Origin of the sequence: Pseudomonas oryzihabitans, assembly GCF_032027545.1 — a bacterium.
Lineage (GTDB): Bacteria > Pseudomonadota > Gammaproteobacteria > Pseudomonadales > Pseudomonadaceae > Chryseomonas > Chryseomonas oryzihabitans_F.
Window position 1 is genome coordinate 58,368 of the sequence record NZ_JAVSJB010000005.1, and the last position, 25,055, is coordinate 83,422.

A 25,055-nucleotide genomic window follows, 5' to 3' on the forward strand; every position below is an offset into this window, starting at 1 on the left:
GTCGGCCAAACGGCGTTGAAAATGGCCTGGGTCGCCAGCCCGACCTGGGCGGCCCCGTCGCAATGCTCATTTACTACCTGTAAACCCGAGCGCGGGTCCGATCCGCTTAAGTCAGCTATTTTCGCAGGGCCGCCTAGGCCTTGTTTGTCTCTAGCTCGCGAGACTTTGAAAAGGCCCTGAGAAGGGTCAGACCATTTCCTCGCCGCCCTTGCCGCCCAGCACGATCTCGCCAGCATCGGCCATGCGCCGGGCGGCCGCCAGGACTTCCTTCTGCGCCCCTTCCACCTCGGACAGCCGGACCGGCCCCTTGGCTTCCAGATCGTCGCGCAGCAGCTCGGCCGCGCGCTTGGACATGTTGCGGAAGAACTTCTCCTTGATGCCCTCGTCGGCGCCCTTGAGCGCCAGCACCAGCACATCGGAGGATACCTCGCGCAACAGTGCCTGAATGCCGCGGTCGTCCACGTCCGAGAGGTTGTCGAAGACGAACATCAGGTCCTCGATCTGCCCCGACAGATCCTGGTCCGCATCGCGGATCGCATCCATGAGCGGCCCTTCGACCGAGCTGTCCAGGTAGTTCATGATATCGGCCGCGCGCTTGACGCCGCCGAGGGCCGTACGGGTGGTGCTGGCGCTGCCGGAGAACTGCTTCTCCAGGATCAGGTTCAGTTCCTTCAGGGCCGCCGGCTGCACGGTGTTCAGCGAAGAGACGCGCAGCACGATGTCGAGACGCACCTTGTGGTCGAAGTGGCTGAGCACCTCGGCCGCCTGGTCGGGATCGAGGTAGGCCACCACGATGGCCTGGATCTGCGGGTGCTCGTAGCGGATCACGTCCGCCACCGCCCGCGGCTCCATCCACTTGAGGCTGTCCAGGCCACTGGTGTTGCCGCCCAACAGGATACGGTCGATCAGGCCGCTGGCCTTGTCCTCGCCCAGCGCCTGGGTGAGCATCTTGCGGATGTAGCCATCGGCGCCGACGCCCAGGCTGGTCTGGTCGCCGACCACCTCGATGAAGTCGCCCAGCACCCGCTCGACCTGCTCGCGGTTGACGTTGCGCATCTGCGCCATGGCCGTGCCGACCTTCTGCACTTCCTTGGGCCCCATGTGCCGGAGGATCTGCGCCGCATCGGCTTCGCCCAGCGACAGGAGGAAGATGGCGGCCTTCTCGACCTTGGAAAGTTGCGCGTCATTCGTCGCCATTGATCCAATCCTTCACTACCTGGGCTACACGGCCCGGATCATCGTTGACCAGTTGCTTGATGGCCGTCAGTTGGGCGTCGTAGCCCTCGCTCGGGCTCGGCAGCAGCAGCGGTGCCGGGCCACCCAGGCTCACCTTGTCGTCGGCCAGGTCGTCCGACAGGCCGTCCAGACCACCCGCACCCAGGGCGCCGGCACCACCGGCAGCGGCCAGCGCGGCGGCGTCCTTGGCGTTGCCACCGGACAGATTCTTCAGCACCGGCCGCAGCACCCCAAAGACTAGCACCAGGATGAACAGCACACCCAGCGCCTGCTTCACCACACCCCAGAACCACGGCTGCTGGTAGAAGGGAATGCTCTCGATCTCTTCCGGCTGCACCGGCGCGAAGGGCGCATTGATCACGCTCACGCTGTCGCCGCGGCTGGCATCGAAGCCTACGGCGTCCTGCACCAGGCGGGTGAAGCGGGCCAGATCCTCGGTGGACCAGGGCGTATGGGTCAGCTTGCCAGCCGCATCGACCTTGACTTGGTCATCCAGCACCACCGCGACGGAAAGCCGGCGCAGGCGGCCCTGCTGCTGGCGGGTGTAGCTGATGCTGCGGTCCAGTTCGTAGTTGCGGGTGTTCTGCTCACGCTTGTCGGTCGGGTACGGCAGGGTGGCCGGAAGGCTGGTCTTGCTGTCGTAGATGTACTGGTCGTTGGCATCCCGCAGCGGCTGGCCGGGAGCGATGTAGTTGGCACCGCCAGCGCCCTGGGCACCGGCTTTCTCCGGGGTCGATGATGGTCCGGGCGGCTGGTTCGACAGGGCACCCGGGACGCCCTGGGCGCCACCGCCGGACGTCTGGCGCTGCTCGCTGTTCTGCTGCTCGCTGCGCAGCGCCGGCTGGTCGGGGTTGAACTGCTCGGAGGTCGACTCGACCGCGTTGAAGTCGACGTCTGCCGCCACTTCCGCCTTGAAGCGACCGCTGCCTACCACCGGCTGCATGATGTTCTGCACGCGCTGGGTCAGGGAGCCTTCCATCTTGCGGGTGTAATCCAACTGCTTGCCGGCGATGGACAGCTCGGACATGTTCTGCTGGTCGGACAGCAACTGGCCTTTCTGGTCGACGATGGTGACCTGGGATTTATCCAGCTCAGGCACGCTGGTGGCGACCAGGTTGATGATGGCCATGACCTGGCCGGCATCCAGGGTACGGCCGGGGTACATTTCCACCAGCACGGACGCGCTCGGCTTGCGCTCGTCACGGACGAACACGGAGCTTTTCGGAATCGCCAGGTGCACCCGGGCACCCTTGATGTTGTTCAGGCTGGAAATGGTACGGGCCAGTTCACCTTCGAGGCTGCGCCGATAGTTCGCCGCTTCCATGAACTGGCTGGTGCCCAGCGGCTGCTCCTTGTCCAGCAGCTCGAAGCCGACGTTGCCGTCGGAAGCGGTGATGCCGGCAGCCGCCATCTTCATGCGCGCACGCCCTAGGTCATCGGCCTTGACCAGCAAGGCACCGGAGCTCGGGTCGACCTTGTAGCCGATGTCGGCAGCGCCCAGGGCCTGCAGCACCTGGTTGGCATCCAGGCCGTTCATGCTGGTGTACAGCGGCCGATAGTCCGGCTGCTGGGTCCAGAGCACCACGGCGAAACCCAGGGCGACACTCGCCGCCAGGCCAACGAGCAGGCCAAGTTGGCGCAGCAGCGGCATCTCGGACAGGTTGTCGAGGAAGCTCAGGCCCAGCAGGGGCTTCTTGGATTTGTCCTCGGCCGCGGGCTGGGCAGTGGGGACGGGGGCGTTGGTAAGAGCGTCAGCCATGGTCTAGACCGTCCTCAAATCGACATTTGCATGATGTCTTGGTACGCCTGCACGAACTTGTTGCGTACCTGGGTCAAGGCCTGCACGGAAACGCTGGCCTTCTGCGAAGCGATCATGACTTGAGTGAGGTCGACCCCGCCCTGCCCCAGTTCGAAGGCCTTGGCCATCTCGCCGGCGGTCTGCTGGGTCTCGGCAACGGAGTTCACGGCCTTGCCGAGCATGTCGGCGAAGCTCGGGCCCTGGACCTGTTCGGTGCCGGCGGGCGCGACCACGGCTTTCGACCGGGCCATGGCCTCGGTCTGCATGGAACGCATTTCCAGCATTAACCGATTGAACTCGACACCTTGAACCATTTGCTCTGCTCCTCCGGTACGGGAAATTGACGCCGTACCCACTCGTGTCAGAGATAGAGCAATGCCTGTGCCAGAACTAAAAATTCTAACAAAAACAAGGAGTTGAGTATTTTCCAAGAAAACCTGATTAAAGTTCGACAGGAATCAGTCGACGGTCAGCAGCGCGCGATTGCGTTGCAGAAGGCCCTTGCCGATGCCCTTTACCTCGAGCAGTTCGTCAACCGAAGCGAAGGCGCCGTGAATCTGGCGATAATCGACGATGGCCTGGGCCTTGACCGCCCCGATACCACTCAAGCGCTGCAGCTCGGTGACATCGGCGACATTGATGTTCAGCGGTGCCTGCACGGCACTGGCGGATGGCCTGGCTCGGGTGCCGACGGCAGGTTCGCAGGCATTGACCCAGGACTGCAGGGCGACGAGGAAAAGGACGATCCAGACGAATCTCATAGGGGAACCTCCGTGTTCCACCGTGACATGCGAAAAGCTTATCGCGCTCCGTCAGGCTGTCAACTGACCAACGATCCGGCGCGCTCGCGCTCGGTCTTGAGCGCGGCCAGGGTCTGCCGCACGCCTTGACGCCAGTCGCTCGGCGCGATGCCGAAGGCGCTCTGCAGCGCGCTCGAATCCAGCATCGAATAGGCGGGTCGCTTGGCCAGGGTGGGAAACTCGGAGGTGGCGATCCCGGTGATGAGGGGCGCGCGTTCCAGCATGCCGACTTCCTGACCAACATCGATGATGTAACGCGCGAAGTCGCACCAGCTCAGTCCGCTGTCACCGGCGTAGTGATAGAGTCCGTACGCCTTATCCGCGGGGCTTGCCTGGACTTGAGCAGCGATGCTTAACAAGGCGTCGGCAATGTGCCCTGCGTAGGTGGGGCAGCCGACCTGATCGCTCACCACCCGTAGTTCGTCACGATCGGCCGCCAGGCGCAGCATGGTCTTGAGGAAGTTGTTGCAGTGCTCACTGAACACCCAGGCCGTCCGCAGCACAACGCTACGCGGGCAAGCAGCCAGAATACGATTCTCGCCTTCCAACTTGGTCATGCCGTAGACCCCGGAGGGACTGACCGGATCCTCTACTCGATAAGGCTCCGTCGCCGTACCGTCGAATACGTAGTCGGTAGACAGGTGCAGGAGGGCGATACCCGCCGCACCGCAGGCCTGGGCCAGCACCGCAGGGCCTTCGATGTTGCCGCGCGCGGCGATCTCCGGCTCCTGCTCGGCCTTGTCCACCGCCGTATAGGCCGCCGCATTGATCACGACATCCGGGGTAAAACGTGCGAGATGGCTGGTTACCGAACCTTCGTCAGCAATATCCAGAGTGGCACGTCCATGGGCCTCCCATGCCAGTTCTGAATGCTGAAGGCGGTCGGTCAGACAACGCCCGACCTGACCGTTCGCTCCGGTAACCAGTATCTTCATCTATACAGCTCCGCCAATCGAAGTCCTTGTGCATCTTTGGCGGACAGGATGGGATCCGTTACCCGCCAGTCGATATTCAGATCCGGATCATTCCAGATCAACGATCCTTCATCAGAGGGATCGTAATAATCTGTGCACTTGTATTCAAAATCAGCGGTTTCGGACAGCACCACGAAGCCATGGGCCAGACCCGGCGGTATCCAGAGCTGGCGCTTGTTCTCTTCCGAAAGGATCTCGGCCACCACGTTGCCGAAGGTAGGCGAACCTCGGCGAATGTCGACGGCCACGTCCAGCACCTCGCCCCGCACGACCCGCACCAGCTTGCCCTGGGGCTTGTTGCGCTGGAAGTGCAGACCACGCAGCACGTTCCGGGCGGAACGCGAGTGGTTGTCCTGCACGAACGGCAGGGTGATCCCCGCCTGCTCGGCATAACGCTCGGCCTGGAAGGACTCCAGGAAGAAGCCGCGGTCGTCACCGAAGACCTTGGGCTCGATCAGCTTGACGTCCGGGATCGCCGTTTCGAAGACCTGCATCAGTCCTGCTCCTTGCACAGACGCGCCAGGTACTGGCCATAACCGGTCTTGCTCAGGGCTTCCGCCTGCAACGCCATCTGCTCGCAGGTGATCCAGCCTTTCTGGAAGGCGATCTCTTCGAGACAAGCAACCTTCAGCCCTTGGCGCTTCTCGATGGTCTGGACGAAATGGCCGGCTTCCAGCAGGGCATCGTGGGTACCGGTATCCAGCCAGGCGAAACCACGGCCCAGCAAGGAAACGTTCAGCGAGCCGCGGCGCAGGTACTCGTTGTTGACGTCGGTGATTTCCAGCTCGCCACGGGGCGACGGCTTGATGTTGGCGGCGATGTCCAGCACGTCGTTGTCGTAGAAATACAGACCAGTGACGGCATAGTTGGATTTCGGCTTCTTGGGCTTCTCTTCGATGCTCAGGGCCTTGCCCTGCTCGTCGAACTCGACCACGCCGAAACGCTCGGGGTCGGCGACGTAGTAGCCGAAGACGGTGGCGCCCTTCTCCACGCTCGCTGCCTTGAGCAGCGTCTCGCTGAAGCGCTGGCCGTAGAAGATGTTGTCGCCCAGCACCAGGCAGACGTTGTCATCGCCGACGAATTCACGACCGATGATGAAGGCCTGGGCCAGGCCGTCCGGGCTGGGCTGCTCGGCGTAGCTCAGCTGCATGCCGAAGTGGCTACCGTCACCCAGCATGCGCTGGAAGCCCGGCAGATCGGCCGGCGTCGAGATGATCAGCACTTCCTGGATACCGGCCAGCATCAGCACGGACAGCGGATAGTAGATCATGGGCTTGTCGTAGATCGGCAGCGACTGCTTGGACACGCCCAGGGTAATGGGGTGCAAACGAGTACCGGATCCACCGGCCAGCAGGATTCCCTTGTATTTGCTCATGGCAATCGTCCTCTGAAAATTGACTGTTGCTGTCGGTCGGACACCCTCAGGAGCGTGTCCGCGATAGGATCGTTAGACGGCTTCGCCGAGACGCTCGAGGCGATAGGCACCGGACAGTACCCGCTGCCACCACTCACGATTGTTCAGGTACCAGGTGACAGTCTTGCGCATGCCGGTCTCGAACGTCTCTTCCGGCGTCCAACCCAGCTCGCGACCGATCTTGCTGGCGTCGATGGCATATCTCATGTCGTGGCCGGGACGATCCTTGACGAAGGTGATCAGGTCGCGATAGCGCTCGACGCCCTCGGGCTTCTGCGGGGCCAGCTCTTCGAGCAGGTCACAGATGGTCTCGACGACCTGCAGGTTGCGCTTCTCGTTGTGACCGCCGATGTTGTAGGTCTCACCGACCTCGCCTTGGGTCACTACGGTGTAGAGGGCACGGGCATGGTCTTCGACGAACAGCCAGTCACGCACCTGGGAACCGTCGCCATAGACCGGCAGCGGCTTGCCGTGGATGGCATTGAGAATGACGTGGGGAATCAGCTTCTCGGGGAAGTGATAGGGACCGTAGTTGTTCGAGCAGTTGGTCACCAGCACCGGCAGGCCGTAGGTCCGGCCCCAGGCGCGCACCAGGTGGTCGCTGCCGGCCTTGCTGGCCGAATAGGGCGAGCTCGGCGCATAGGGGGTGGTCTCGGTGAAGAGGTCGTCGGTGCCATGCAGGTCGCCATAGACTTCATCGGTGGAGATGTGGTGAAAGCGGAAGGCCGCCTTGGCCTCGGGCTCCAGGCCGTTCCAGTACGCCCGGGTGACCTCCAGCATCACGCCGGTACCGACGACGTTGGTCTGGATGAAGTCGGCAGGCCCCTCGATGGAACGATCCACATGGGATTCGGCAGCCAGGTGCATCACCACATCGGGCTGGAAGGTGGCGAACACCTTCTGCAGCGCGCCGAAGTCGCAGATGTCCACCTGGTGAAACTCATAGCGGTCGGACGCGGAGACATCTGCCAGTGAATCCACATTACCGGCGTAGGTCAGCTTGTCGACGTTGGCGACCTTGCATGGGGTTTCGTTGATAAGAAAACGTACTACGGCGGAACCAATGAAACCCGCGCCACCCGTTACCAGTACCTTCATCCTGAATCCTGCCTATATCGATTTGCACATCATCCTGCCCGAACCGGCGCGCAGGACATCGGAGGACGGCGCAGCCATCCCTGGCTCGGGCCGCGGCCAACGCCGCACGCCCAAAGACCTGAGTTAAACAGTGGCAGAAAAGGAAAGTTCAGCTCAGCGACGAGAGGGTGCCGCTTCTGTGCTCGGCTTCAAATACAGGATTTGAGACAGTGCCCAAGGTCAATCGATGGACCGGTTGGTGTGCAACCAGTCAACGATATCGCCTTCCGGTGTGTAACCGGCAACGGTGTCGCGCAGCAGCTGGCGCACCCGGACATAGTCGCCGGCCTCGACCGAGCGACTCAATTCGACGAGGGCAGACCGGAAGATGTCCCAGGCAAGGAAGTCTTCGCTGGCACGCATGATCTTGGGATGCGAGGTGGGACTGACGTCATCACCGATGAGCAATTCCTCGTAGAGCTTCTCGCCAGGCCGCAGACCGGTAAATTCGATGGCCACATCGCCATGGGGATTGGCAGGAGAACGCACGCTGAGGCCCGACAGCTTGATCATCTGTTCAGCCAGCTCGACGATGCGCACCGGCTCGCCCATGTCCAGCACGAAGACATCCCCCCCTCACCCATGGCCCCGGCCTGGATCACCAGTTGCGCCGCCTCGGTGATGGTCATGAAGAACCGCGTGATCTTGGGATGGGTCACGGTAACCGGTCCACCCTTGCGAATCTGGGCGCGGAACAGGGGGATGACCGAGCCGGACGACCCCAGGACATTACCGAACCTGACCATGGTGAAGCGGGTGCGATTGACCTGGTGAATGCCTTCGGCCTGGCCATGGAGTATGGGTGCCGCTTCGCGGCTGAGCGCCTGCAGGACCATCTCGGCCAGGCGCTTGGTACTGCCCATGATGTTGGTCGGGCGAACCGCCTTGTCGGTGGAAATCAGCACGAAGCTGGTGACGCCCGCCTGGACCTGGATCGCCGCCTGGGCGGCGTTCAACGTACCCAGCACATTGTTGCCGAATCCCTCGGCGATGTTGTGCTCGACCATGGGCACGTGCTTGTAGGCTGCCGCATGGTACAGGGTCGCCACCTTCCAGTGACGCATCACCTGCAGCAGCAGCGCGGCGTTGCGAATCGATCCCAGGACGGGCACCAGGGTGATCGGCAGGGCTTCACGCTGGATATGGGCGTCCAGCTCCCGATGGATGCTGTAGAGATTGAATTCGGCATGATCGAGCAGGATCAGCACCCGCGGTCTCTGCCCGATGATCTGCCGGCACAGTTCGGAACCGATGGAGCCACCCGCCCCCGTCACCATCACCACCTGCTGGCTGATGCAGCGACTGAACAGTTCGGGCCGCGGCGCTACCGGATCGCGCCCCAGTAGGTCGGCGATATCCACTTCCTGCAGATCGTCGACCTGCACCTTGCCACAGGCAAGATCGCTGATCCGCGGGACGGTGCGGACATGCAAGGGATAGGGCTCGAGCAGACTCAGGACCTCCCGGCGCCGGGCACGGGTGGCGGACGGGATGGCCAGGAGGATTTCCTCGGCCCCGGTCTCTTCGATCATCTGCTGGATGTGCTTGGGGGTGTAGACCTTGAGGCCCGCGATGATGCGATTGGCAATGCTCTTATCATCGTCGATGAAGGCCACCGGCCGCATCGCCCGCCCCATGCGCAGCGCCGCGATCAGTTGATTGCCCGCCGAACCGGCGCCATAGATGGCGACACGAGGCAATTCGTCCGGCTGCTTGATGAAGGGTACGGTGATGGCACGATACCAGTCGCCCAGGAAGTACTGGCGCAGCGCCAGGCGCAACCCGCCGATGAGGATCAGGCTGACGATCCAGTAGTTGAAGATCATCGAACGCGGCACGATCTCCGGCAGGTCGCGATACCAGTAGATGACCACGGACAGCAGCAGGGTCGAAAGCGTCACCGCCTTGGCGATGGCGATCAGCGCATCGTTGCCCAGGTAACGCATGACTGCGCGGTACATGCCGATGCGGATGAACAGGGGGATGGCGATGGCCGGCGCGGTGAGAAACAACCAGGCGTGGCCACTGAAGGGCTCGATCATCTGCGTGGAGCCCAGCCGCAGATAGAAGGCGAGCCACAGTGAAATCCAGATCAATACCAGATCGACCGCGACCTGGATGACTCGCTTGGTACGCCGGTTCAGCTTGACCAGACGGTCACGCAACATAGCAGTGTTCCTACTCCCTGAACCCGGTGGACGGCACAGCCGAGGCTATCTCATCGGTCCCAGCATTGTATCCAAGGGCCAGACCCAACAGAGGTCCATAAGCAAGCAACAGCCCCAGTATGGCAGCTAAATGCCCAGTGCCTACCAGCAAAGCGATGGGCAGCAGCCAGAACAGATTGATGCAGAGCACCGCCAGGGTCACCGCCCTATGGCTGCGATGGCGCCGCGAGGCCCACTGGTAGGCATGGGTACGGTGGGCCTCGTAGGGCTTCTTGCCACGTGTCAGACGGCGCAGCAAGGTCCAGGTGGCGTCGACGATGAAGACGCCCAGCAGGATCACCCAGGCCCAGAACAGCGACAGCTCGACCTGGGCCGCCTGCAGCGACAGCATGCCCAGCACGAGGCCAAGAAAGCCGCTGCCAACGTCGCCCATGAAGATCCGCGCAGGCGGGAAATTCCACAGCAGGAATCCCGAGACCGCCGCCGCCAGCAGCAGGGGGGCTCCCAGCAACTGCGAATATCCCGCGACACCGTAGAGCAGTGCCATGCCCAGGCAGGCGCTCAAGGCCTCCACCGCGGCGATGCCGTCGATGCCGTCCATGAAATTGTAGAGATTCAACAGCCAGACCAGGTAGAGCGCGCCAAGGGCCAGGATCAACGCGCGCGACAAACCCAGCGCCTGCGCCAGGCTTTCGGGCAGCACCCCATACCCACCGAGCCACAGCAAGGCCAGGAAAGCCGCGAGGAAATGCCCGAGCAAGCGCCAGCCGGCGCCGACATGTCGATGATCGTCGATGAAGCCCAGCACCGCCACCAGGAGCCCCGCCCCGATCAGGACGCTGCCGGTCGCCGTATCGAGCCATCCCAGCAGTTGCAAGGCGAGGCAACCGATCACGAACACCACCACGAAAGCCAGACCGCCCCCGCGGGGTGTCGCCACCTGATGCGAGCTACGCGCATTGGGCTCGTCGAGCAGACCACCGGACAGGGCATAGCGGCGCAACGCCGCCGTCCCCAGCCAACTGCCGACCAGCGCCGCGATCAATACCAGAATCAGCATGCCACCGCCTCCGCCCGTTGCGCGCCCAACGCCCGCAGGGCGCTGTGGGCCGAGTAGGGTGGCTGCCAATCCAGCAGGGTCTTGGTAGGCTGGATGTCCACCTGCAACGAGCCACAGAGTCGCTGCGCCAGCTCGCCACGTCCCAGCAGCCGGGCGACTCTTTCGAGCCAGACGCTGGGAATCGGGATCAATCTGGCCTTCCTGCCCAAGCCCTCGCTCAGCAGCTCGAGCAATTCAACGGTAGACAGATCCTCATCGTCGCTGACCAGCAAGGTGGCGCCTACCGCCTGCGGCGCCGAGATGCACAGCGTCAGCAGGTCGACCAGGTTTTCTACGTAGACCAGGCTGCGCCGGTTGTGCCTTACCCCACCCAGGGGCAGCGGTACGCCGCGAGCCAATACATCCAGCAAGCGGGCGACATTGGCTTTCACGCCCGGGCCATAGACCAGTGGTGGTCGGATGATGACTACCTCCAGGCCGGTCTCCTCCATGAGCGCCAGCAACTGCTGCTCGGCGGCGGCCTTGGAGCGGGCGTAGGCATCGGTGGGAGCGGGCGGATCGTCCGCACGGAAGGGACGTCCCGGCAGTGTCCAGTCGCCATTGACCTTGATGCTGCTGACGAAGATGAAACGGCGGACGCCCGCCAGGACGGCATCCCGCGCCAGCTTCAAGGTAGCGGCCCGATTCACCTCGTCATATTGCCGATCGCTGAGAGCGCCGGGTTGCTCACCCAGCTGATGGACGCGTGCGGCCAGATGGATGATGGTATCGACACCCACCAGCACCGCCGACCAATCGGTATCGGCCACGAGCTCCCGGCTCACGAAGGTAAGATTCCTTCTCGGAGTGGCCGTTGGGGCCTGACGTAGCGCAGCGACTACGGGATAACCCTCGTCAAGCAGATGCCGGACCAGGGAAGTACCCACGAACCCTCCCGCCCCCGTCACCAGAATACCGCGTTCCATCGATGCCAAGCGCCCTTCCACCAGCCAAGTCGGCGACCATGGTAAGACATTGCGCGACGAGCACCTAGCGATGCAAAAACGCCGGCCATAAAAAAGCCCACCAGGCCAGGCCTGGTGGGCCATGAAAACGAGTTGGCTTAGAGCGTCTTAGCGGCAACAGGCACGTTGACGACCTGCTGGGCGACGTAGTGGCGCGAGAAGGTCTCGACGCGCTGAGTAGGTTGCAGGAAGAGAGCAACCAGCCAGCTGCCGGCCAGGGCGGCTACCGCCAGGAAGGGATGTCCGAGTTGCATGCTGGTGAAGCAGGCGGCGATACCGATCCAGATGAAAAGATAATGGCGCATGACAACTTCCTCACTCGGAGTGGACTACTAGGTCGACCAGGACCTTATGTGAGCGAAGTCTCATACAAAAAACGGAACCCGTCTACAAAAATATCAAAAAGACTTGACTTTTTTTGTAAACGTCAAAATACCGATATCGTTTACAGCAACAACGCTTTTTTGACGAGCCAGCCAAGCTTAAAAAGCATCGATAAATCAAAAAGTTGCGGGATTTTGAAAGGACGAGCTGAATTCAGCGTCGACTTTATGGCTCCAGCTCGTTCACCCGATCCCTCAGCTCCTTGCCGGGCTTGAAATGCGGCACGAACTTGCCATCCAGCAGGACCGACTCTCCCGTCTTGGGATTGCGCCCGGTGCGAGGTGCACGGTAATGCAAGGAGAAGCTGCCGAATCCCCTGATCTCGATACGATCACCGGTGGAAAGGGCCTGCGCCATCTGCTCCAGCATGGTTTTGATCGCCAGCTCGACGTCCTTGGACGACAGCTGCCCCTGGTAGGCAACGATACGCTCGATCAACTCCGACTTGGTCATGGATTTTTCCTTCGTTATCAAGCGGCTAGATCACCTCCGAGCACTTTTAGCACGCTGGCCGATTTTTGAAAAGTCAAGCGACCGGCTTTGCCGCCCTCAGCTTTTTGCTTGCCACTACCGCCCGCCTCTTTTTCGCCGGGCAAGAAAAAGGCGACCCGAAGGTCGCCTTTTCATTCAAGCGAGAACTTAGTTCTGGCTCTCCATCTGGGCCTTGATCAGGTCACCGATGGTGGTGGGGCCAGCAGCAGGCTCTTGCTTGCTACGCAGGGAGCTCATGGCTTCCTTCTCGTCGTCGACGTCCTTGGACTTGACGGAGAGGCTGATCACGCGGCTCTTGCGATCGATGCTGATGATCTTGGCTTCGACTTCGTCGCCTTCCTTCAGCACGTTGCGAGCGTCTTCGACGCGGTCACGGCTGATTTCGGACGCCTTCAGGACGCCTTCGATCTCGTTGCCCAGGCTGATGACAGCGCCCTTGGCATCGACTTCCTTGACGGTACCGCGCACGATGGTGCCTTTCTCGTTCAGGGAGGCGTAGTTGGAGAACGGATCGTCTTCCAGCTGCTTGATACCCAGGGAGATGCGCTCGCGCTCGGGGTCGACGGACAGGATCACGGTGTCCAGCTCGTCACCCTTCTTGAAGCGACGCACGGCTTCTTCGCCGGTTTCGTTCCAGGAGATGTCGGACAGGTGTACCAGGCCGTCGATGCCGCCTTCCAGACCAATGAAGATACCGAAATCGGTGATCGACTTGATGGTGCCGGAGATGCGGTCGCCCTTGTTGAACTGACCCGAGAACTCTTCCCACGGGTTGGCACGGCACTGCTTGATGCCCAGGGAGATACGACGACGCTCTTCGTCGATATCCAGGACCATGACTTCCACTTCGTCGCCGACCTGAACGACCTTGGACGGGTGGATGTTCTTGTTGGTCCAGTCCATTTCGGACACGTGCACCAGGCCTTCCACGCCCTCTTCCAGCTCGGCGAAGCAGCCGTAGTCGGTGAGGTTGGTGACGCGCGCCTGAACGCGGGTGCCTTCCGGGTAACGGGCCTTAATGGCGACCCACGGATCTTCGCCCAGCTGCTTCAGACCCAGGGAGACGCGGTTGCGCTCGCGGTCGAACTTCAGCACCTTGACGTCGATCTCGTCGCCGACGTTGACGATTTCCGACGGATGCTTGATGCGCTTCCAGGCCATGTCGGTGATGTGCAGCAGGCCGTCCACGCCGCCCAGGTCGACGAACGCACCGTAGTCGGTGAGGTTCTTGACGATACCCTTGACTTGCTGGCCTTCCTGCAGGGATTCCAGCAGGGCTTCGCGCTCGGCACTGTTCTCGGCTTCCAGGACGCTACGACGGGAAACGACAACGTTGTTGCGCTTCTGGTCCAGCTTGATGACCTTGAACTCGAGTTCCTTGCCTTCCAGGTGGGTGGTGTCACGCACCGGACGGACATCGACCAGGGAGCCCGGCAGGAACGCGCGGATGCCGCTGACGTCGACGGTGAAACCGCCCTTGACCTTGCCGTTGATAACGCCCTTGACCACTTCGTCGGCGCTGAACGCGGCTTCCAGGACCAGCCAGGACTCGGCGCGCTTGGCCTTTTCGCGAGACACTTTGGTTTCGCCGAAACCGTCTTCAACGGCATCCAGGGCCACGTGGACTTCGTCGCCCACGTTGATGGTCAGCTCGCCTTGTTCGTTGTAGAACTGCTCGAGCGGAACCAGGCCTTCGGATTTCAGGCCGGTGTCGACCACAACCCAGTCACCATCGATGGACACCACGGTACCCGTGATGATGGCACCCGGTTGCATGTCGAGGGATTTCAGACTTTCTTCAAAGAGTTCTGCGAAGCTTTCGCTCATGTTTATACCTGTTGTATGGATACCCGATGTATCCGGCTACCGCATGACCAGCCCATGCGGGGTGAGTGGTTACCATCCGGCTACCGGGATGCGACTGGTTCCCGGCAGCTTTCACCGACGACTCGGATGAGCCTCGGCCTTCATCCCGCCAGGTCGCGCTCGGCGGCCAGGGTCAGGATGCGTTCCAATACCTGTTGTATGGAGAGATGCGTGGAATCCAGCTCGACGGCATCGTCGGCGGGCTTGAGCGGAGCAACGCTACGCTGACTATCGCGGGCGTCCCGCTCACGGATCTCTTCCAGGAGGGCAGGCAAGCTAACATTTTCGCCCTTCTGCTTCAACTGAAGATAGCGTCTCTGTGCCCGTTCCTCGGCACCGGCGGTCAGAAAGATCTTCAGTTCGGCGTCCGGAAACACCACGGTGCCCATGTCACGCCCATCGGCTACCAGGCCAGGGGCCTCGCGGAAGGCCTGCTGGCGCTGCAACAGCGCATCGCGCACGACTGGCAGGGTGGCGACCTGGGAGGCGCCGGCACCGACTTCCTCGGTGCGGATGACGTCGGTGACGTCTTCGCCCTCGAGGATGATGCGCTGACCGTGCTCATGGCCGGCGAGGAACTGGACGTCCAGGTGGGCCGCCAGGAGCTTGAGCGATTCCTCGTTGGTGTAGTCGACGCCGTGGTTGCGGGCGGCGAAGGCCAGCAGGCGATAGAGTGCCCCGGAATCCAGCAGATTCCAGCCGAGCTGACGGGCGACCAGCGCCGCGATGGTGCCCTTCCCCGAACCGCCTGGGCCGTCGAGGGTGATGACGGGTGCGGTACTGCTCATGAGTGCCCCTCCGTGATGGGATGATTGGCGGCGACCTGGGCGCCGGCCTGGGTACGGCTGGCAAGGATGCGACCGAAATACTCGCGCGCGCCGCGCGCATGGGTCAGCACCTCCATGAGGAACTGACCATCGCCGGCCTGGATGGCGCCACGCAGCTCGTCGAGATCGGCGCGGTAGGTGTCCAGCGCCTGCAGCACGGCTTCGCGATTGGCGATGAAGATGTCGTGCCACATGGTCGGATCACTGCCAGCGATGCGGGTGAAGTCGCGGAAACCACCGGCGGCGTAGTGGAAGATCTCGCGGTTCTCGCTGCGCTTGGCCAGGGAGTCCACGAGGTTGAACGCCAGCAGGTGCGGCAGGTGGCTGGTGGCGGCGAGGACCTGGTCGTGATGCTCGACGGTCATGTGCTCGACGTCGGCACCCATGGCGCGCCAGAGGCGGTCGACCTTGTCCAGGTCGGCCGGCAGGGTTTCGTCCAGCGGCGTGAGGATGACCTTGTGGCGATTGAACAAGGCCGCGTTGGCCGCCGTGACGCCACTGCGCTCGGAACCGGCAATGGGATGACCCGGCACGAAACGCAGCGACTGGCCGGCGAAGGCCTGGCGCGCGGCCCGCACCACGTTGCCCTTGGCGCTGCCAACGTCAGTGAGGATGGCCGTGCCGAGGGGCAGCGCTGCCAGCTCGGCGAGCACCCGCTCCATGGCCAGGATGGGCACGGCCAGTTGGATGACGTCGGCGCCCGGACAGGCGTCGGCCAACTCGGCGACGCAACGGTCGACCACGCCCAGCTCGACCGCCAGGCGGCGGGTCTCTGGATCGCGATCGACTCCGACCACTTCACGGCAGAGGCCACTGGCGCGGGCACCCTTGGCGAAGGAGCCGCCGATCAGCCCCAGGCCGACGACGACGAGGCGCTCGATCAGCGGGGCGCCCACCTCAGCCACGACCCAGGACCTTGGTCAGCGCCGCCAGGAAGCGGGCGTTCTCCACCTCGGTGCCGATGGAGACGCGCAGGAAGGTCGGCATGCCGTAACCGGCGACGGGACGGACGATGACACCTTCCTGCAGCAGTCCCTGGTTGATCGGCGCCGCATCGCGGCCCAGGTCGACGGCGATGAAATTACCGCGCGAGGGAATCCAGTGCAGGTCCAGTTCGCGGAAACCGGCTTCCAGTTGGGCCATGCCGGCGTCGTTGAGGGCGCGGCTGCGGGCCAGGTAGTCACTGTCGGCCAGGGCGGCGCACGCGGCGGCCTGGGCCAGGCTGTTGACGTTGAACGGCTGGCGCACCCGGTTGAGCACATCGGCCACGGTCGGCGAGGAGAAGGCGTAGCCCACCCGCAGGGCGGCCAGGCCATAGGCTTTGGAGAAGGTCCGCGACACGATCAGGTTCGGGTACTGCACGAGGAAGGCCAGGCCGTCCGGCAGCTCATCGCCCTCGGCGTATTCGATGTAAGCCTCGTCCAGCACCACCAGCACCTGCTCGGGGACGCGGGCGAGGAAGCGCGCCAGGGCGTCGCTGTCGAACCAGGTGCCGGTGGGGTTGTTGGGGTTGGCGACGAAGACCACGCGGGTGTCGGCATCAATGGCGGCGAGCATGGCGTCGAGGTCATGACCGTAGTCCTTGGCCGGGACGCTGCGGCCCTCGGCGCCGATGGCCAGGGTCACCAGCGGGTAGACGGCGAAGGCATGCTCGCTGAACACGGCGTTGTAGCCGGGCGCCAGGTAGGCGCGGGCGACCAGTTCGAGGATGTCGTTGGAGCCATTGCCCAGGGTAATGCTGCTGGGCGCCACGCCGAACCGCTGGCTGAGGGCCTGCTTGAGGTCGAAAGCGTTGCCGTCGGGGTAGCGAGTCAGCTCGGCCAGCTCGGCGCGGATGGCCTCGAGCGCCTTGGTGCTGGGGCCGAGGGGGTTCTCGTTGCTGGCGAGCTTGACGATGCTCGCTGGTGCGATACCCAGTTCGCGGGCCAGTTCATCGACGGGCTTGCCGGGCACGTAGGGCGAGAGTTTCTGTACGCCGGGAAGGGCTTGTGCCAGGAAATCGCAGCTCATGGAAACCTCTTCAACTTGCGATGACGACAGCCGTGGCCGTCGAAAATGGGCGCCATCTTAAAGCCAAGGCGCGTCGCGGACCAATCGAAGTTGCGCTGGCGCGACGGAAAGCCTCTAGCTGATGGCGCTGTAGCGACCGGGGCGATGGTTGATCGCCAGGGTCAGATTGAGGATGACGGCACCGAGGATGGAGGTGAGGATGGCGCCCGGCGCGACGACGAACAGCGCCAGCAGGACGATCAGGCAATCGATGCCCATCTGCACCTTGCCCGCACGCCAGCCGTAGCGATGCTGCAGATAGAGCACGGCGATGTTGATGCCGCCGAGACTGGCCTGGTGGCGGAACAGGATCAACAGGCCCACGCCCATCAGCACGCCGCCGAGCACCGCCGCGTAGAGCGGCTGCAGTGCGGTGAAGCCGATGAAGCGCGGCGTCAGCTCGGTGAGCAGCGAGACCAGGGTCACTGCCGCCAGGGTGCGTAGGGTGAAGGCCCAGCCCATGCGCCGCACGGCCAGCCAGTAGAAGGGTAGATTGATGAGGAAGAACGCCTGGCCGAAGGACAGCCGCGTGCCGTACTGGGCGAGAAAGGCCAGCCCGGCGGTACCGCCGGTGAGCAGGCCAGCGTGGCGATAGAGGTTGACCGCCAGGGCGATCATCAAGGTAGCGCTGAGCAGGGCCAGCACATCTTCGAGCAGATTGTGCCGTTGGGGAGTCACGGAGGTCATGCGGCCATCCTGGCGCGAGAAAGGGAGCCGGCCCCAGGGACGGGGCCGGCCGGGAAGGTTCTGTCAGCCGAGCTCGGCCAGCAGCTTCTCCCACTCCTTGGTCTCTTTCTTGGAGGGCGCCCCCAGCAGTTCGACCGCCTGGCGCAGACGGAAGCGAGTGAGGTCCGGACCGAGGATCTCCATGGCATCCAGCACCGAGACCGAGCTGGCCTGGCCGGTGATGGCGGCGAAAAGCAGCGGCATGACATCACGCAGCTTGAGTTGCTGGTGCTCGGCGACCGTCTGGATCACCGCGGTGATGCGCTCCTTGTCCCACGTCCGCAGGGCTTCGAGCTTCCACAGCAGCAGTTGCATGACCAGCCGGACCTGGTCGGCGGACAGCTTCTTGTGCTGGAACAGCGCCGGATCCAGGTTGAGGGCGCCGCTGAAGAAGAAACCGGCCAGCGGGGCGATCTGGCTGAAGGTCTCGACGCGCTGCTGCACCAGGGGGGCGATCTTGAGCAGGTACTCGGGATTGAGCGCCCACTGCTGCACCTCGGCGGCGAAGCGCTCCGGGCTCAGCTCGCGCAGCCACTGGCCATTGAGCCAGGACAGTTTCTCGACGTCGAAGATGGGCCCCCCGAGGGAGACGCGCTGCAGGTCGAAATGCTCGATCATCTCGGCCAGGGTGAACTTCTCGCGCTCGTCGGGCATGGACCAGCCCATGCGACCGAGATAGTTGAGCATGGCCTCGGGCAGGTAGCCCATACGCTGGTAGAAGGTCACCGAGGTGGGATTCTTGCGCTTGGAGAGCTTGCTCTTGTCGGGGTTGCGCAGCAGCGGCATGTAGCAGAGCTGGGGCTGCTCCCAGCCGAAGTACTCGTAGAGCTTGATCAGCTTGGGCGCCGAGGGCAGCCACTCCTCGCCACGCAGGACGTGGGTGATGCCCATCAGGTGGTCGTCGACCACGTTGGCCAGAAAATAGGTGGGCAGGCCGTCGGCCTTCATCAGCACCTGCATGTCCATGCGATCCCAGGGGATCTCGACATCGCCGCGCAACAGGTCGGGGACGACGCAGACGCCCTCCTCCGGTACCTTCATGCGGATAACGTAGGGCTGCCCAGCGTCCAGGCGCTGCTGCACCTCTTCCGGAGTCAGGCGCAGGCCGCGACCATCGTAGCGCGGGGTCTCGCCGCGCGCCTGCTGTTCGGCGCGCATCTGGTCGAGTTCTTCCGGGGTGGCAAAGCAGTAGAAGGCATGGCCCTTCTCCACCAGTTCGCGAGCGTACTTCCAGTAGATCTCGCCGCGCTCGCTCTGCCGGTAGGGACCATGGGGACCACCGACGTCCGGCCCCTCGTCCCACTCGATACCCAGCCAGCGCAGGGCATCGTAGATCTGCTGTTCGGATTCGCGGGTAGAGCGGACCTGGTCGGTATCCTCGATGCGCAGGATGAACTGACCGCCGTGCTGACGGGCGAAGCAGAGGTTGAACAGGGCGATATAGGCGGTACCGACATGCGGGTCGCCAGTGGGCGACGGCGCGATGCGCGTGCGAACGGTGGTCATCGGCTTTCTCGAGAAACGCGAAGGGACAAAGGCGGAATGGTAGCAGCGCCAGCCCTGGCGCTGCCAGTTGACGGGTCGGTAGAGCCTGTTCACGTTCTCGCGAGCTAGAGCAAAGCAAGGCGAAAATAGCTGAGGAAGCGGAGTTTACGAGTGGTAAATGAGCATTCCGACCGGGCTGGCGACCCAGGCTATTTTCAACGCAGCTTGGCCGACGCGCAGCAGAACGTGTACAGGCTCTCAGACCTGGACCAGGCGCTCGCGCAAGGCCTGGATCTCGTCACGCAACTGGGCAGCGGACTCGAACTGCAGATCGCGCGCCAGTTGCAGCATCTTCTCTTCGAGCTGGCGGATGCGCTTGCCGATCTCGCTGGGTGAGCGCAGCTCGGCGGCGTATTCGCCCTGGTCCTCGGCGACCTTGGCAGCGCGGCGCTTGCCCTTGGCACCAGGGGCCGCGGCGCCTTCCATGATGTCGCGGATGTCCTTCTTGATGCCCTGGGGGACGATGCCGTGTTCTTCGTTGAACGCCAGCTGCTTGTTGCGCCGCCGTTCGGTCTCGTCGATGGCGCGCTGCATGGAACCGGTCATGTTGTCGGCATAGAGGATGGCCTTGCCGTTGAGGTTGCGCGCCGCCCGGCCGATGGTCTGGATCAGCGAGCGCTCGGAGCGCAGAAAGCCTTCCTTGTCGGCGTCGAGCACCGCCACCAGGGACACCTCGGGCATGTCCAAGCCCTCACGCAGCAGGTTGATGCCCACCAGGACGTCGAAGGTGCCCAGGCGCAGGTCACGGATGATCTCCACCCGCTCCACGGTGTCGATGTCCGAGTGCAGGTAACGCACCCGCACGTCGTGATCGGCCAGGTAGTCGGTGAGGTCCTCGGCCATGCGCTTGGTCAGGGTGGTGCAGAGCACTCGCTCTTCCTGGGCCACCCGTAGGCGGATCTCGGAGAGCAGGTCGTCCACCTGGGTGGTGGCCGGACGGATCTCGATGATCGGGTCGACCAGGCCGGTGGGTCGTACCACCTGCTCGATCACACGACCGGCGTGCTCTTCCTCGTAGGGGCCCGGGGTGGCCGAGACGAAGATGGTCTGGGGCGCACCGGCCTCCCACTCCTCGAACTTGAGCGGCCGGTTGTCCAGCGCCGAGGGTAGACGGAAGCCGTATTCCACCAGGGTTTCCTTGCGCGAACGGTCGCCCTTGAACATGGCGCCGATCTGCGGAACGGTGACGTGGGATTCGTCGATCACTAACAGGGCGTTGCTCGGCAGATAGTCGTAAAGCGTGGGTGGCGGCTCGCCCGGACCGCGCCCGGACAGGTAGCGGCTGTAGTTCTCGATGCCGTTGCAGTAGCCCAGTTCGAGGATCATCTCCAGGTCGAAGCGGGTACGCTGTTCCAGGCGCTGGGCTTCGAGCAGGCGATTCTGGCTGCGCAACCATTCGAGGCGTTCGGCGAGTTCCAGCTTGATGTTCTCGATGGCGCCCAGCAGGGTCTCGCGCGGCGTGGCGTAGTGGGTCTTGGGATAGAAGGTGAAGCGCGGCAGCTTGCGAATCACCTCGCCGGTGAGGGGATCGAAGGCCGACAGGCTTTCCACCTCGTCGTCGAACAGCTCGATGCGCACCGCCTCCAGGTCGGATTCCGCCGGGAAGACGTCGATGACATCGCCGCGCACCCGGAAGGTGGCGCGGGCGAATTCCATGTCGTTGCGGCTGTACTGCAACTCGGCCAGCCGACGCAGGATGGTGCGCTGATCGATCCGTTCACCACGATCCAGGTGCAGGACCATCTTCAAGTAGGCTTCGGGACTACCCAGGCCGTAGATCGAGGACACCGAGGCGACGATGATGGCGTCCTTGCGCTCCAGCAGCGCCTTGGTGGCGGACAGGCGCATCTGCTCGATGTGGTCGTTGATGGACGAGTCCTTCTCGATGAAGGTGTCCGACGAGGGCACATAGGCTTCCGGCTGGTAATAGTCGTAGTAGGAGACGAAGTACTCCACCGAATTGTTCGGGAAGAAGGCCTTGAATTCGCCGTAGAGCTGGGCGGCCAGGGTCTTGTTCGGCGCCAGCACCATGGTCGGGCGCTGCACCTGGGCGATGACGTTGGCGATGCTGAAGGTCTTGCCCGAGCCGGTCACGCCGAGCAGGGTCTGGTGCGACAGGCCCGCTTCCAGGCCTTCCACCATCTGGCGAATGGCTTCGGGCTGGTCGCCGGCCGGGGTATAGCGGGTGGAGAGCTGGAATGCGGACATGGCTGCCTCAGTAGCACGGGAATGCAGGAACGTCATCGCCGCGACGTGGGCGTCGAGGCAAAGCGAGCGAGGGAAATGCTGGAACGCCCTAGATGAGGCCGCAAGCCTCTCTTTGCAATCTTCCGCCACTGCCACACGTCAGGAAATCCTCGACTGAGGTCGGGTCGCGATGGCGGTTGCAGGGGGCTATACTCCTGGCTCCAGGCGTTCCGCCCTTCCCTTCACTCCTCATTCGAGCCCCTGCCCCATGAGTTTGTTCTCCGCCGTCGAAATGGCACCCCGCGACCCCATCCTTGGCCTGAACGAGGCCTACAACGCCGATGCCCGTCCGCACAAGGTCAATCTGGGCGTGGGGGTCTACTACGACGAGCAGGGCCGCATCCCGCTGTTGCGCGCCGTGGCCGAGGCCGAGAAGCAGCGCGTAGCCGCCCAGGCGCCGCGTGGCTACCTGCCCATCGAGGGCATCGCCGCCTACGACCAGGCCGTGCAACACCTGCTGTTCGGTACCGAGTCGAGCCTGGTCCGCGAAGGCCGCGCCATCACCGTCCAGGCCGTCGGTGGCACCGGTGCCCTGAAGATCGGTGCCGACTTCCTCAAGCGCCTGCTGCCGGAGGCGGTAGTCGCCATCAGCGATCCGAGCTGGGAAAACCACCGCGCCCTGTTCGAGGGTGCCGGCTTTCCCGTGCAGACCTACCGCTACTACGACGCTGCCAGCAATGGCCTGAATCGCGAAGGCTTCCTGGCTGATCTCCAGGCGCTGCCGGAGCGTTCGGTGGTGGTGCTGCATGCCTGCTGCCACAACCCCACCGGGGTGGACCTGCAGCCGGCCGATTGGCAGGCCGTACTGGAGGTGGTCAAGGCGCGCAACCTGGTGCCCTTCCTCGACATCGCCTACCAGGGCTTCGGCGATGGCATCGACGAGGACGCCCAGGCCGTGCGCCTGTTCGCTGATTCCGGCCTGACCTTCCTGGTCTCCAGCTCCTTCTCCAAGTCCTTCTCGCTGTATGGCGAGCGAGTCGGTGCCCTGACCCTGGTCAGCGAGAGCCGCGAGGAGAGTGCGCGGGTGCTGTCGCAGGTCAAGCGGGTGATCCGCACCAACTATTCCAACCCACCGACCCATGGCGCCACCATCGTCGCCACCGTGCTGGGCAATCCCGAACTGCGCGCCCTCTGGGAAGCGGAACTGGGCGAGATGCGCCAGCGCATCCGTACCATGCGCAACGCCCTGGTGGAAGGCCTGGCAGCGGCTGGCGCTACCCGCGACTTCGCCTTCGTCAACGCCCAACGCGGCATGTTCTCCTACTCGGGCCTGACCGCCGAGCAGGTGGAGCGCTTGAAGACCGACTTCGGCATCTACGCCGTGAGCACCGGTCGTATCTGCGTGGCGGCCCTGAACGGCCACAACCTGCAGCCGACCATCCAGGCCATCGCAGCGGTCCTCAAGGGCTGACGGCGCCCTCCTCGGCGGCGCCTTTTTCCAGTGCCGCCGAGGGTTGACTTCCTGTTAGTTATCAGTAAGATGCGCTCCGTTGTTCCGCGATAGCTCAGTCGGTAGAGCAAATGACTGTTAATCATTGGGTCCCTGGTTCGAGTCCAGGTCGCGGAGCCAAAATCTGAAAAGCCCGTAGCGGGTCTCCTGCTACGGGCTTTTTGCTTTGTATCGCCGAAGGTTTCTTTCAGAAAGCGGCTCGCCCCTCAGGCGTAGCGCCGCTGTCCGACCGGCACGGGACAGCGCTCCAGCAGGGTCTGCAGGTCCCAGGGCTTGGGCAGGAACACGGCCTGAATGGCGGATGACGGTTGCTCGTCGTAATAGCCAGAGGTGATGACGATGGGCAAGCCCGCCTGCCAACGGCGCGCCTGCAGTGCCAGATCGATGCCGCTGAGCACGCCGGGCATCCTGACATCGGTGAAGAGCAGATCCAGGTGCGGTCGTGCGTCGCGCATGAAGCTGCAGGCCGAATCGGCGCTCTGGAAGGCGTACACCTCGCAGCCCCAATCTTCGAACAATTCCTGCAACAGTCCCAGTAGGACAGGCTCGTCTTCGGCGACCAGCACACGCGGGCGATTCATTGGGGCAGGTCCTGTCTAGGTGAAGGCACAGTTTCGACCGTACCGCCGCCGCGCCCTCCCATCCTGTACGACGAAGCGTCCCCTTTGTACAAGAAATGCGCGGACCAGGGCGGTTGCGGGCGGCGCTCGGCTGGTTGAGTCCAATGGTTGTACAGTTCGCCGCCGTCGGCTCCGATAAAGATGCCACTGGCCCTCCAGCCAGCGCCAGCGGAACGGCCTTACGCTAGACTCCGGCGGCCTTCTATCTTGCAGGTTAGAGCCTTGAAGCCGTCGCCTAGCCGTGCCTGGATCAGCGATTTGAGCAGTGCGATCAGAGCCCGGAAGACGCTCGCGTACGGATTGGCCATCCTGGCGTTCGCGCTGGCGCTGGCGGCTCGGTTCGCCCTGGTGGATATCCTGGCCCGGGGCTTTCCCTATCTCACCTTCTTTCCCGCCGTCATTCTCACCGCCTTCTTCTGCGGTACCGGCGCCGGCATTCTCTGCGCCTCGCTTTCCGGGCTGGCCGCCTGGTACTTCTTCATCCCCGACCAATGGTCCTTCGTGATCAATGGTCAGGGGGTGCTGGCGCTGGCCTTCTACGTGGTCATCGTCGGCGTGGACATCGCCCTGATCCACTACATGCACACGGCGAGCGCCCGGCTGCGCGCCGAGCAGCAGGTGATCCATGGTCTCTACAGCCAGCAGAACACCATGTTCCAGGAACTGCAGCACCGGGTCGCCAACAACATCCAGTTCATCGCTTCGCTGTTGATGCTGCAGCAACTCAAGCTGCCCGACGACAGCGAGGCCTCCCGGGCGCTGGAAGAGGCCCGCTCTCGGCTGGAGAGCATTTCGCGCATCCATCGCCGCCTGCACGATCCAGCCGACGCCGACCAGCCGGTGGCCCATCACCTGCACCTGCTGACCAGCGACCTGCTGGACGCAACGGGGCTCAGACAGGTGTCTTGCACCATCAGTGCCGAACCGCTGAACTTCGATCTGTCGCGCCTGACGACCCTGTCGATGCTGGTCGCCGAGGTGGTGACCAATTCGCTCAAGCACGCCTTCGAGGGCGACCAGCGCGGCTTGATCAGCATCAGCTTGCAGCGTCTCGATGCCCAGCGGCTGTTGCTGCGCATCACCGACAACGGCAAGGGCATGCCGCGGCATTTCAATCCGCGGACCAGCCAGCGCCTGGGTTTCAAGATCATCAATGGCCTGGCGGAGCAGCTCGGCGGCGAGGCGCTCTACAGCAACGACAATGGCACGGTGATCGAGGTGGAGTTCGCCGCCTAGGGCGTTGCTGGCGAGGCTCACC

General features: G+C 63.4%; 21 protein-coding genes, 1 tRNA gene and 2 pseudogenes. 3 read left to right on the forward strand and 21 right to left on the reverse strand.

What is annotated here, in order from left to right:
- Positions 1-186: 186 nt before the first annotated feature.
- The 20 genes and pseudogenes from fliG to uvrB form a co-directional block, all read right to left on the reverse strand.
- Positions 187-1,197, reverse strand: coding sequence for a flagellar motor switch protein FliG (gene fliG / locus RND78_RS09805; RefSeq protein ID WP_312728233.1), 1,011 nt, complete (start codon positions 1,195-1,197; stop codon positions 187-189).
- Positions 1,184-2,995, reverse strand: coding sequence for a flagellar basal-body MS-ring/collar protein FliF (fliF, locus tag RND78_RS09810; RefSeq protein ID WP_312728234.1), 1,812 nt, complete (start codon positions 2,993-2,995; stop codon positions 1,184-1,186). The genes fliG and fliF overlap by 14 nt, the downstream gene beginning before the upstream one ends.
- A 14-nt stretch (positions 2,996-3,009) precedes the next feature.
- Positions 3,010-3,348, reverse strand: a complete 339-nt coding sequence (gene fliE, locus RND78_RS09815) for a flagellar hook-basal body complex protein FliE (RefSeq protein ID WP_312728237.1) — start codon at positions 3,346-3,348, stop codon at positions 3,010-3,012.
- Between the two features lie 144 nt (positions 3,349-3,492).
- Positions 3,493-3,795 (reverse strand): ComEA family DNA-binding protein, encoded by a 303-nt coding sequence (locus tag RND78_RS09820; RefSeq protein ID WP_312728239.1) that lies wholly within the window; start codon positions 3,793-3,795, stop codon positions 3,493-3,495.
- Positions 3,796-3,854: 59 nt separating this feature from the next.
- Positions 3,855-4,769 (reverse strand): dTDP-4-dehydrorhamnose reductase, encoded by a 915-nt coding sequence (gene rfbD / locus RND78_RS09825; protein WP_312728241.1) that lies wholly within the window; start codon positions 4,767-4,769, stop codon positions 3,855-3,857.
- Complete coding sequence (gene rfbC / locus RND78_RS09830) at positions 4,766-5,302, reverse strand: dTDP-4-dehydrorhamnose 3,5-epimerase (protein WP_312728244.1); 537 nt, start codon at positions 5,300-5,302, stop codon at positions 4,766-4,768. Before rfbC ends, rfbD begins: the two co-directional genes overlap by 4 nt.
- Positions 5,302-6,183 (reverse strand): glucose-1-phosphate thymidylyltransferase RfbA, encoded by an 882-nt coding sequence (rfbA, locus tag RND78_RS09835; protein WP_007160390.1) that lies wholly within the window; start codon positions 6,181-6,183, stop codon positions 5,302-5,304. Before rfbA ends, rfbC begins: the two co-directional genes overlap by 1 nt.
- A 72-nt stretch (positions 6,184-6,255) precedes the next feature.
- Complete coding sequence (gene rfbB, locus RND78_RS09840; RefSeq protein ID WP_312728246.1) at positions 6,256-7,320, reverse strand: dTDP-glucose 4,6-dehydratase; 1,065 nt, start codon at positions 7,318-7,320, stop codon at positions 6,256-6,258.
- Positions 7,321-7,539: 219 nt separating this feature from the next.
- Positions 7,540-9,527, reverse strand: a pseudogene (locus RND78_RS09845) (polysaccharide biosynthesis protein).
- A 10-nt stretch (positions 9,528-9,537) separates the two neighbouring features.
- A complete protein-coding gene (locus tag RND78_RS09850; RefSeq protein ID WP_312728249.1) occupies positions 9,538-10,587 on the reverse strand; it encodes a glycosyltransferase family 4 protein in 1,050 nt (349 codons plus the stop codon).
- Positions 10,581-11,552 (reverse strand): NAD-dependent epimerase/dehydratase family protein, encoded by a 972-nt coding sequence (locus tag RND78_RS09855; protein WP_312728251.1) that lies wholly within the window; start codon positions 11,550-11,552, stop codon positions 10,581-10,583. Before RND78_RS09855 ends, RND78_RS09850 begins: the two co-directional genes overlap by 7 nt.
- 137 nt (positions 11,553-11,689) lie before the next feature.
- A complete protein-coding gene (locus tag RND78_RS09860; protein WP_059226841.1) occupies positions 11,690-11,896 on the reverse strand; it encodes a hypothetical protein in 207 nt (68 codons plus the stop codon).
- 244 nt (positions 11,897-12,140) lie between these two features.
- Entirely contained in the window at positions 12,141-12,428 is a 288-nt protein-coding gene (ihfB, locus tag RND78_RS09865; protein ID WP_059226840.1) for an integration host factor subunit beta, read from the reverse strand.
- 186 nt (positions 12,429-12,614) lie between these two features.
- Positions 12,615-14,294: a 30S ribosomal protein S1 gene (gene rpsA / locus RND78_RS09870; protein WP_058761299.1), complete on the reverse strand. Its 1,680-nt coding sequence runs from the start codon at positions 14,292-14,294 to the stop codon at positions 12,615-12,617.
- Between the two features lie 140 nt (positions 14,295-14,434).
- Complete coding sequence (cmk, locus tag RND78_RS09875; protein ID WP_312728261.1) at positions 14,435-15,121, reverse strand: (d)CMP kinase; 687 nt, start codon at positions 15,119-15,121, stop codon at positions 14,435-14,437.
- A 26-nt stretch (positions 15,122-15,147) separates the two neighbouring features.
- A pseudogene (locus tag RND78_RS09880) lies at positions 15,148-16,065 on the reverse strand (prephenate dehydrogenase/arogenate dehydrogenase family protein); the annotation flags it as partial.
- A complete protein-coding gene (gene hisC, locus RND78_RS09885; RefSeq protein WP_312728263.1) occupies positions 16,058-17,170 on the reverse strand; it encodes a histidinol-phosphate transaminase in 1,113 nt (370 codons plus the stop codon). The pseudogene RND78_RS09880 and the gene hisC, both read right to left, overlap by 8 nt.
- A 114-nt stretch (positions 17,171-17,284) precedes the next feature.
- On the reverse strand, positions 17,285-17,896 hold the full coding sequence (locus RND78_RS09890) for a YitT family protein (protein ID WP_312728265.1): 612 nt from the start codon (positions 17,894-17,896) through the stop codon (positions 17,285-17,287).
- A gap of 63 nt (positions 17,897-17,959) precedes the next feature.
- Positions 17,960-19,441 (reverse strand): glutamate--tRNA ligase, encoded by a 1,482-nt coding sequence (gene gltX, locus RND78_RS09895; protein WP_312728267.1) that lies wholly within the window; start codon positions 19,439-19,441, stop codon positions 17,960-17,962.
- A gap of 237 nt (positions 19,442-19,678) precedes the next feature.
- Entirely contained in the window at positions 19,679-21,688 is a 2,010-nt protein-coding gene (gene uvrB, locus RND78_RS09900) for an excinuclease ABC subunit UvrB (protein ID WP_312728268.1), read from the reverse strand.
- A gap of 247 nt (positions 21,689-21,935) precedes the next feature.
- Between uvrB and RND78_RS09905 the strand changes: the two genes are divergently transcribed.
- Both RND78_RS09905 and RND78_RS09910 read left to right on the forward strand, forming a co-directional pair.
- The gene (locus RND78_RS09905) at positions 21,936-23,138 is read left to right on the forward strand and encodes an amino acid aminotransferase (protein ID WP_312728270.1); all 1,203 of its coding nucleotides are present in this window, start codon (positions 21,936-21,938) and stop codon (positions 23,136-23,138) included.
- Between the two features lie 83 nt (positions 23,139-23,221).
- Positions 23,222-23,297 (forward strand) — tRNA-Asn (locus RND78_RS09910).
- A gap of 86 nt (positions 23,298-23,383) precedes the next feature.
- Here the strand turns inward: RND78_RS09910 and RND78_RS09915 are convergent.
- Positions 23,384-23,758: a response regulator gene (locus tag RND78_RS09915; protein WP_312728271.1), complete on the reverse strand. Its 375-nt coding sequence runs from the start codon at positions 23,756-23,758 to the stop codon at positions 23,384-23,386.
- A gap of 339 nt (positions 23,759-24,097) precedes the next feature.
- Between RND78_RS09915 and RND78_RS09920 the strand changes: the two genes are divergently transcribed.
- Complete coding sequence (locus tag RND78_RS09920) at positions 24,098-25,033, forward strand: histidine kinase dimerization/phosphoacceptor domain -containing protein (RefSeq protein WP_312728272.1); 936 nt, start codon at positions 24,098-24,100, stop codon at positions 25,031-25,033.
- Positions 25,034-25,055 lie beyond the last annotated feature (22 nt).

Excerpts from the sequence above, each read along its gene's own strand:
- fliF (WP_312728234.1), bottom strand. The coding sequence starts at position 2,995 with ATGGCTGACGCTCTTACCAACGCCCCCGTCCCCACTGCCCAGCCCGCG.
- rfbD (WP_312728241.1), bottom strand. The coding sequence starts at position 4,769 with ATGAAGATACTGGTTACCGGAGCGAACGGTCAGGTCGGGCGTTGTCTG.
- fliE (WP_312728237.1), bottom strand. The coding sequence starts at position 3,348 with ATGGTTCAAGGTGTCGAGTTCAATCGGTTAATGCTGGAAATGCGTTCC.
- RND78_RS09850 (WP_312728249.1), bottom strand. The coding sequence starts at position 10,587 with ATGCTGATTCTGGTATTGATCGCGGCGCTGGTCGGCAGTTGGCTGGGG.
- rfbA (WP_007160390.1), bottom strand. The coding sequence starts at position 6,183 with ATGAGCAAATACAAGGGAATCCTGCTGGCCGGTGGATCCGGTACTCGT.
- RND78_RS09860 (WP_059226841.1), bottom strand. The coding sequence starts at position 11,896 with ATGCGCCATTATCTTTTCATCTGGATCGGTATCGCCGCCTGCTTCACC.
- RND78_RS09890 (WP_312728265.1), bottom strand. The coding sequence starts at position 17,896 with ATGACCTCCGTGACTCCCCAACGGCACAATCTGCTCGAAGATGTGCTG.
- ihfB (WP_059226840.1), bottom strand. The coding sequence starts at position 12,428 with ATGACCAAGTCGGAGTTGATCGAGCGTATCGTTGCCTACCAGGGGCAG.
- cmk (WP_312728261.1), bottom strand. The coding sequence starts at position 15,121 with ATGAGCAGTACCGCACCCGTCATCACCCTCGACGGCCCAGGCGGTTCG.
- hisC (WP_312728263.1), bottom strand. The coding sequence starts at position 17,170 with ATGAGCTGCGATTTCCTGGCACAAGCCCTTCCCGGCGTACAGAAACTC.
- RND78_RS09905 (WP_312728270.1), top strand. The coding sequence starts at position 21,936 with ATGAGTTTGTTCTCCGCCGTCGAAATGGCACCCCGCGACCCCATCCTT.
- rfbC (WP_312728244.1), bottom strand. The coding sequence starts at position 5,302 with ATGCAGGTCTTCGAAACGGCGATCCCGGACGTCAAGCTGATCGAGCCC.
- rpsA (WP_058761299.1), bottom strand. The coding sequence starts at position 14,294 with ATGAGCGAAAGCTTCGCAGAACTCTTTGAAGAAAGTCTGAAATCCCTC.
- fliG (WP_312728233.1), bottom strand. The coding sequence starts at position 1,197 with ATGGCGACGAATGACGCGCAACTTTCCAAGGTCGAGAAGGCCGCCATC.
- RND78_RS09915 (WP_312728271.1), bottom strand. The coding sequence starts at position 23,758 with ATGAATCGCCCGCGTGTGCTGGTCGCCGAAGACGAGCCTGTCCTACTG.
- uvrB (WP_312728268.1), bottom strand. The coding sequence starts at position 21,688 with ATGTCCGCATTCCAGCTCTCCACCCGCTATACCCCGGCCGGCGACCAG.
- RND78_RS09820 (WP_312728239.1), bottom strand. The coding sequence starts at position 3,795 with ATGAGATTCGTCTGGATCGTCCTTTTCCTCGTCGCCCTGCAGTCCTGG.
- rfbB (WP_312728246.1), bottom strand. The coding sequence starts at position 7,320 with ATGAAGGTACTGGTAACGGGTGGCGCGGGTTTCATTGGTTCCGCCGTA.
- gltX (WP_312728267.1), bottom strand. The coding sequence starts at position 19,441 with ATGACCACCGTTCGCACGCGCATCGCGCCGTCGCCCACTGGCGACCCG.
- RND78_RS09855 (WP_312728251.1), bottom strand. The coding sequence starts at position 11,552 with ATGGAACGCGGTATTCTGGTGACGGGGGCGGGAGGGTTCGTGGGTACT.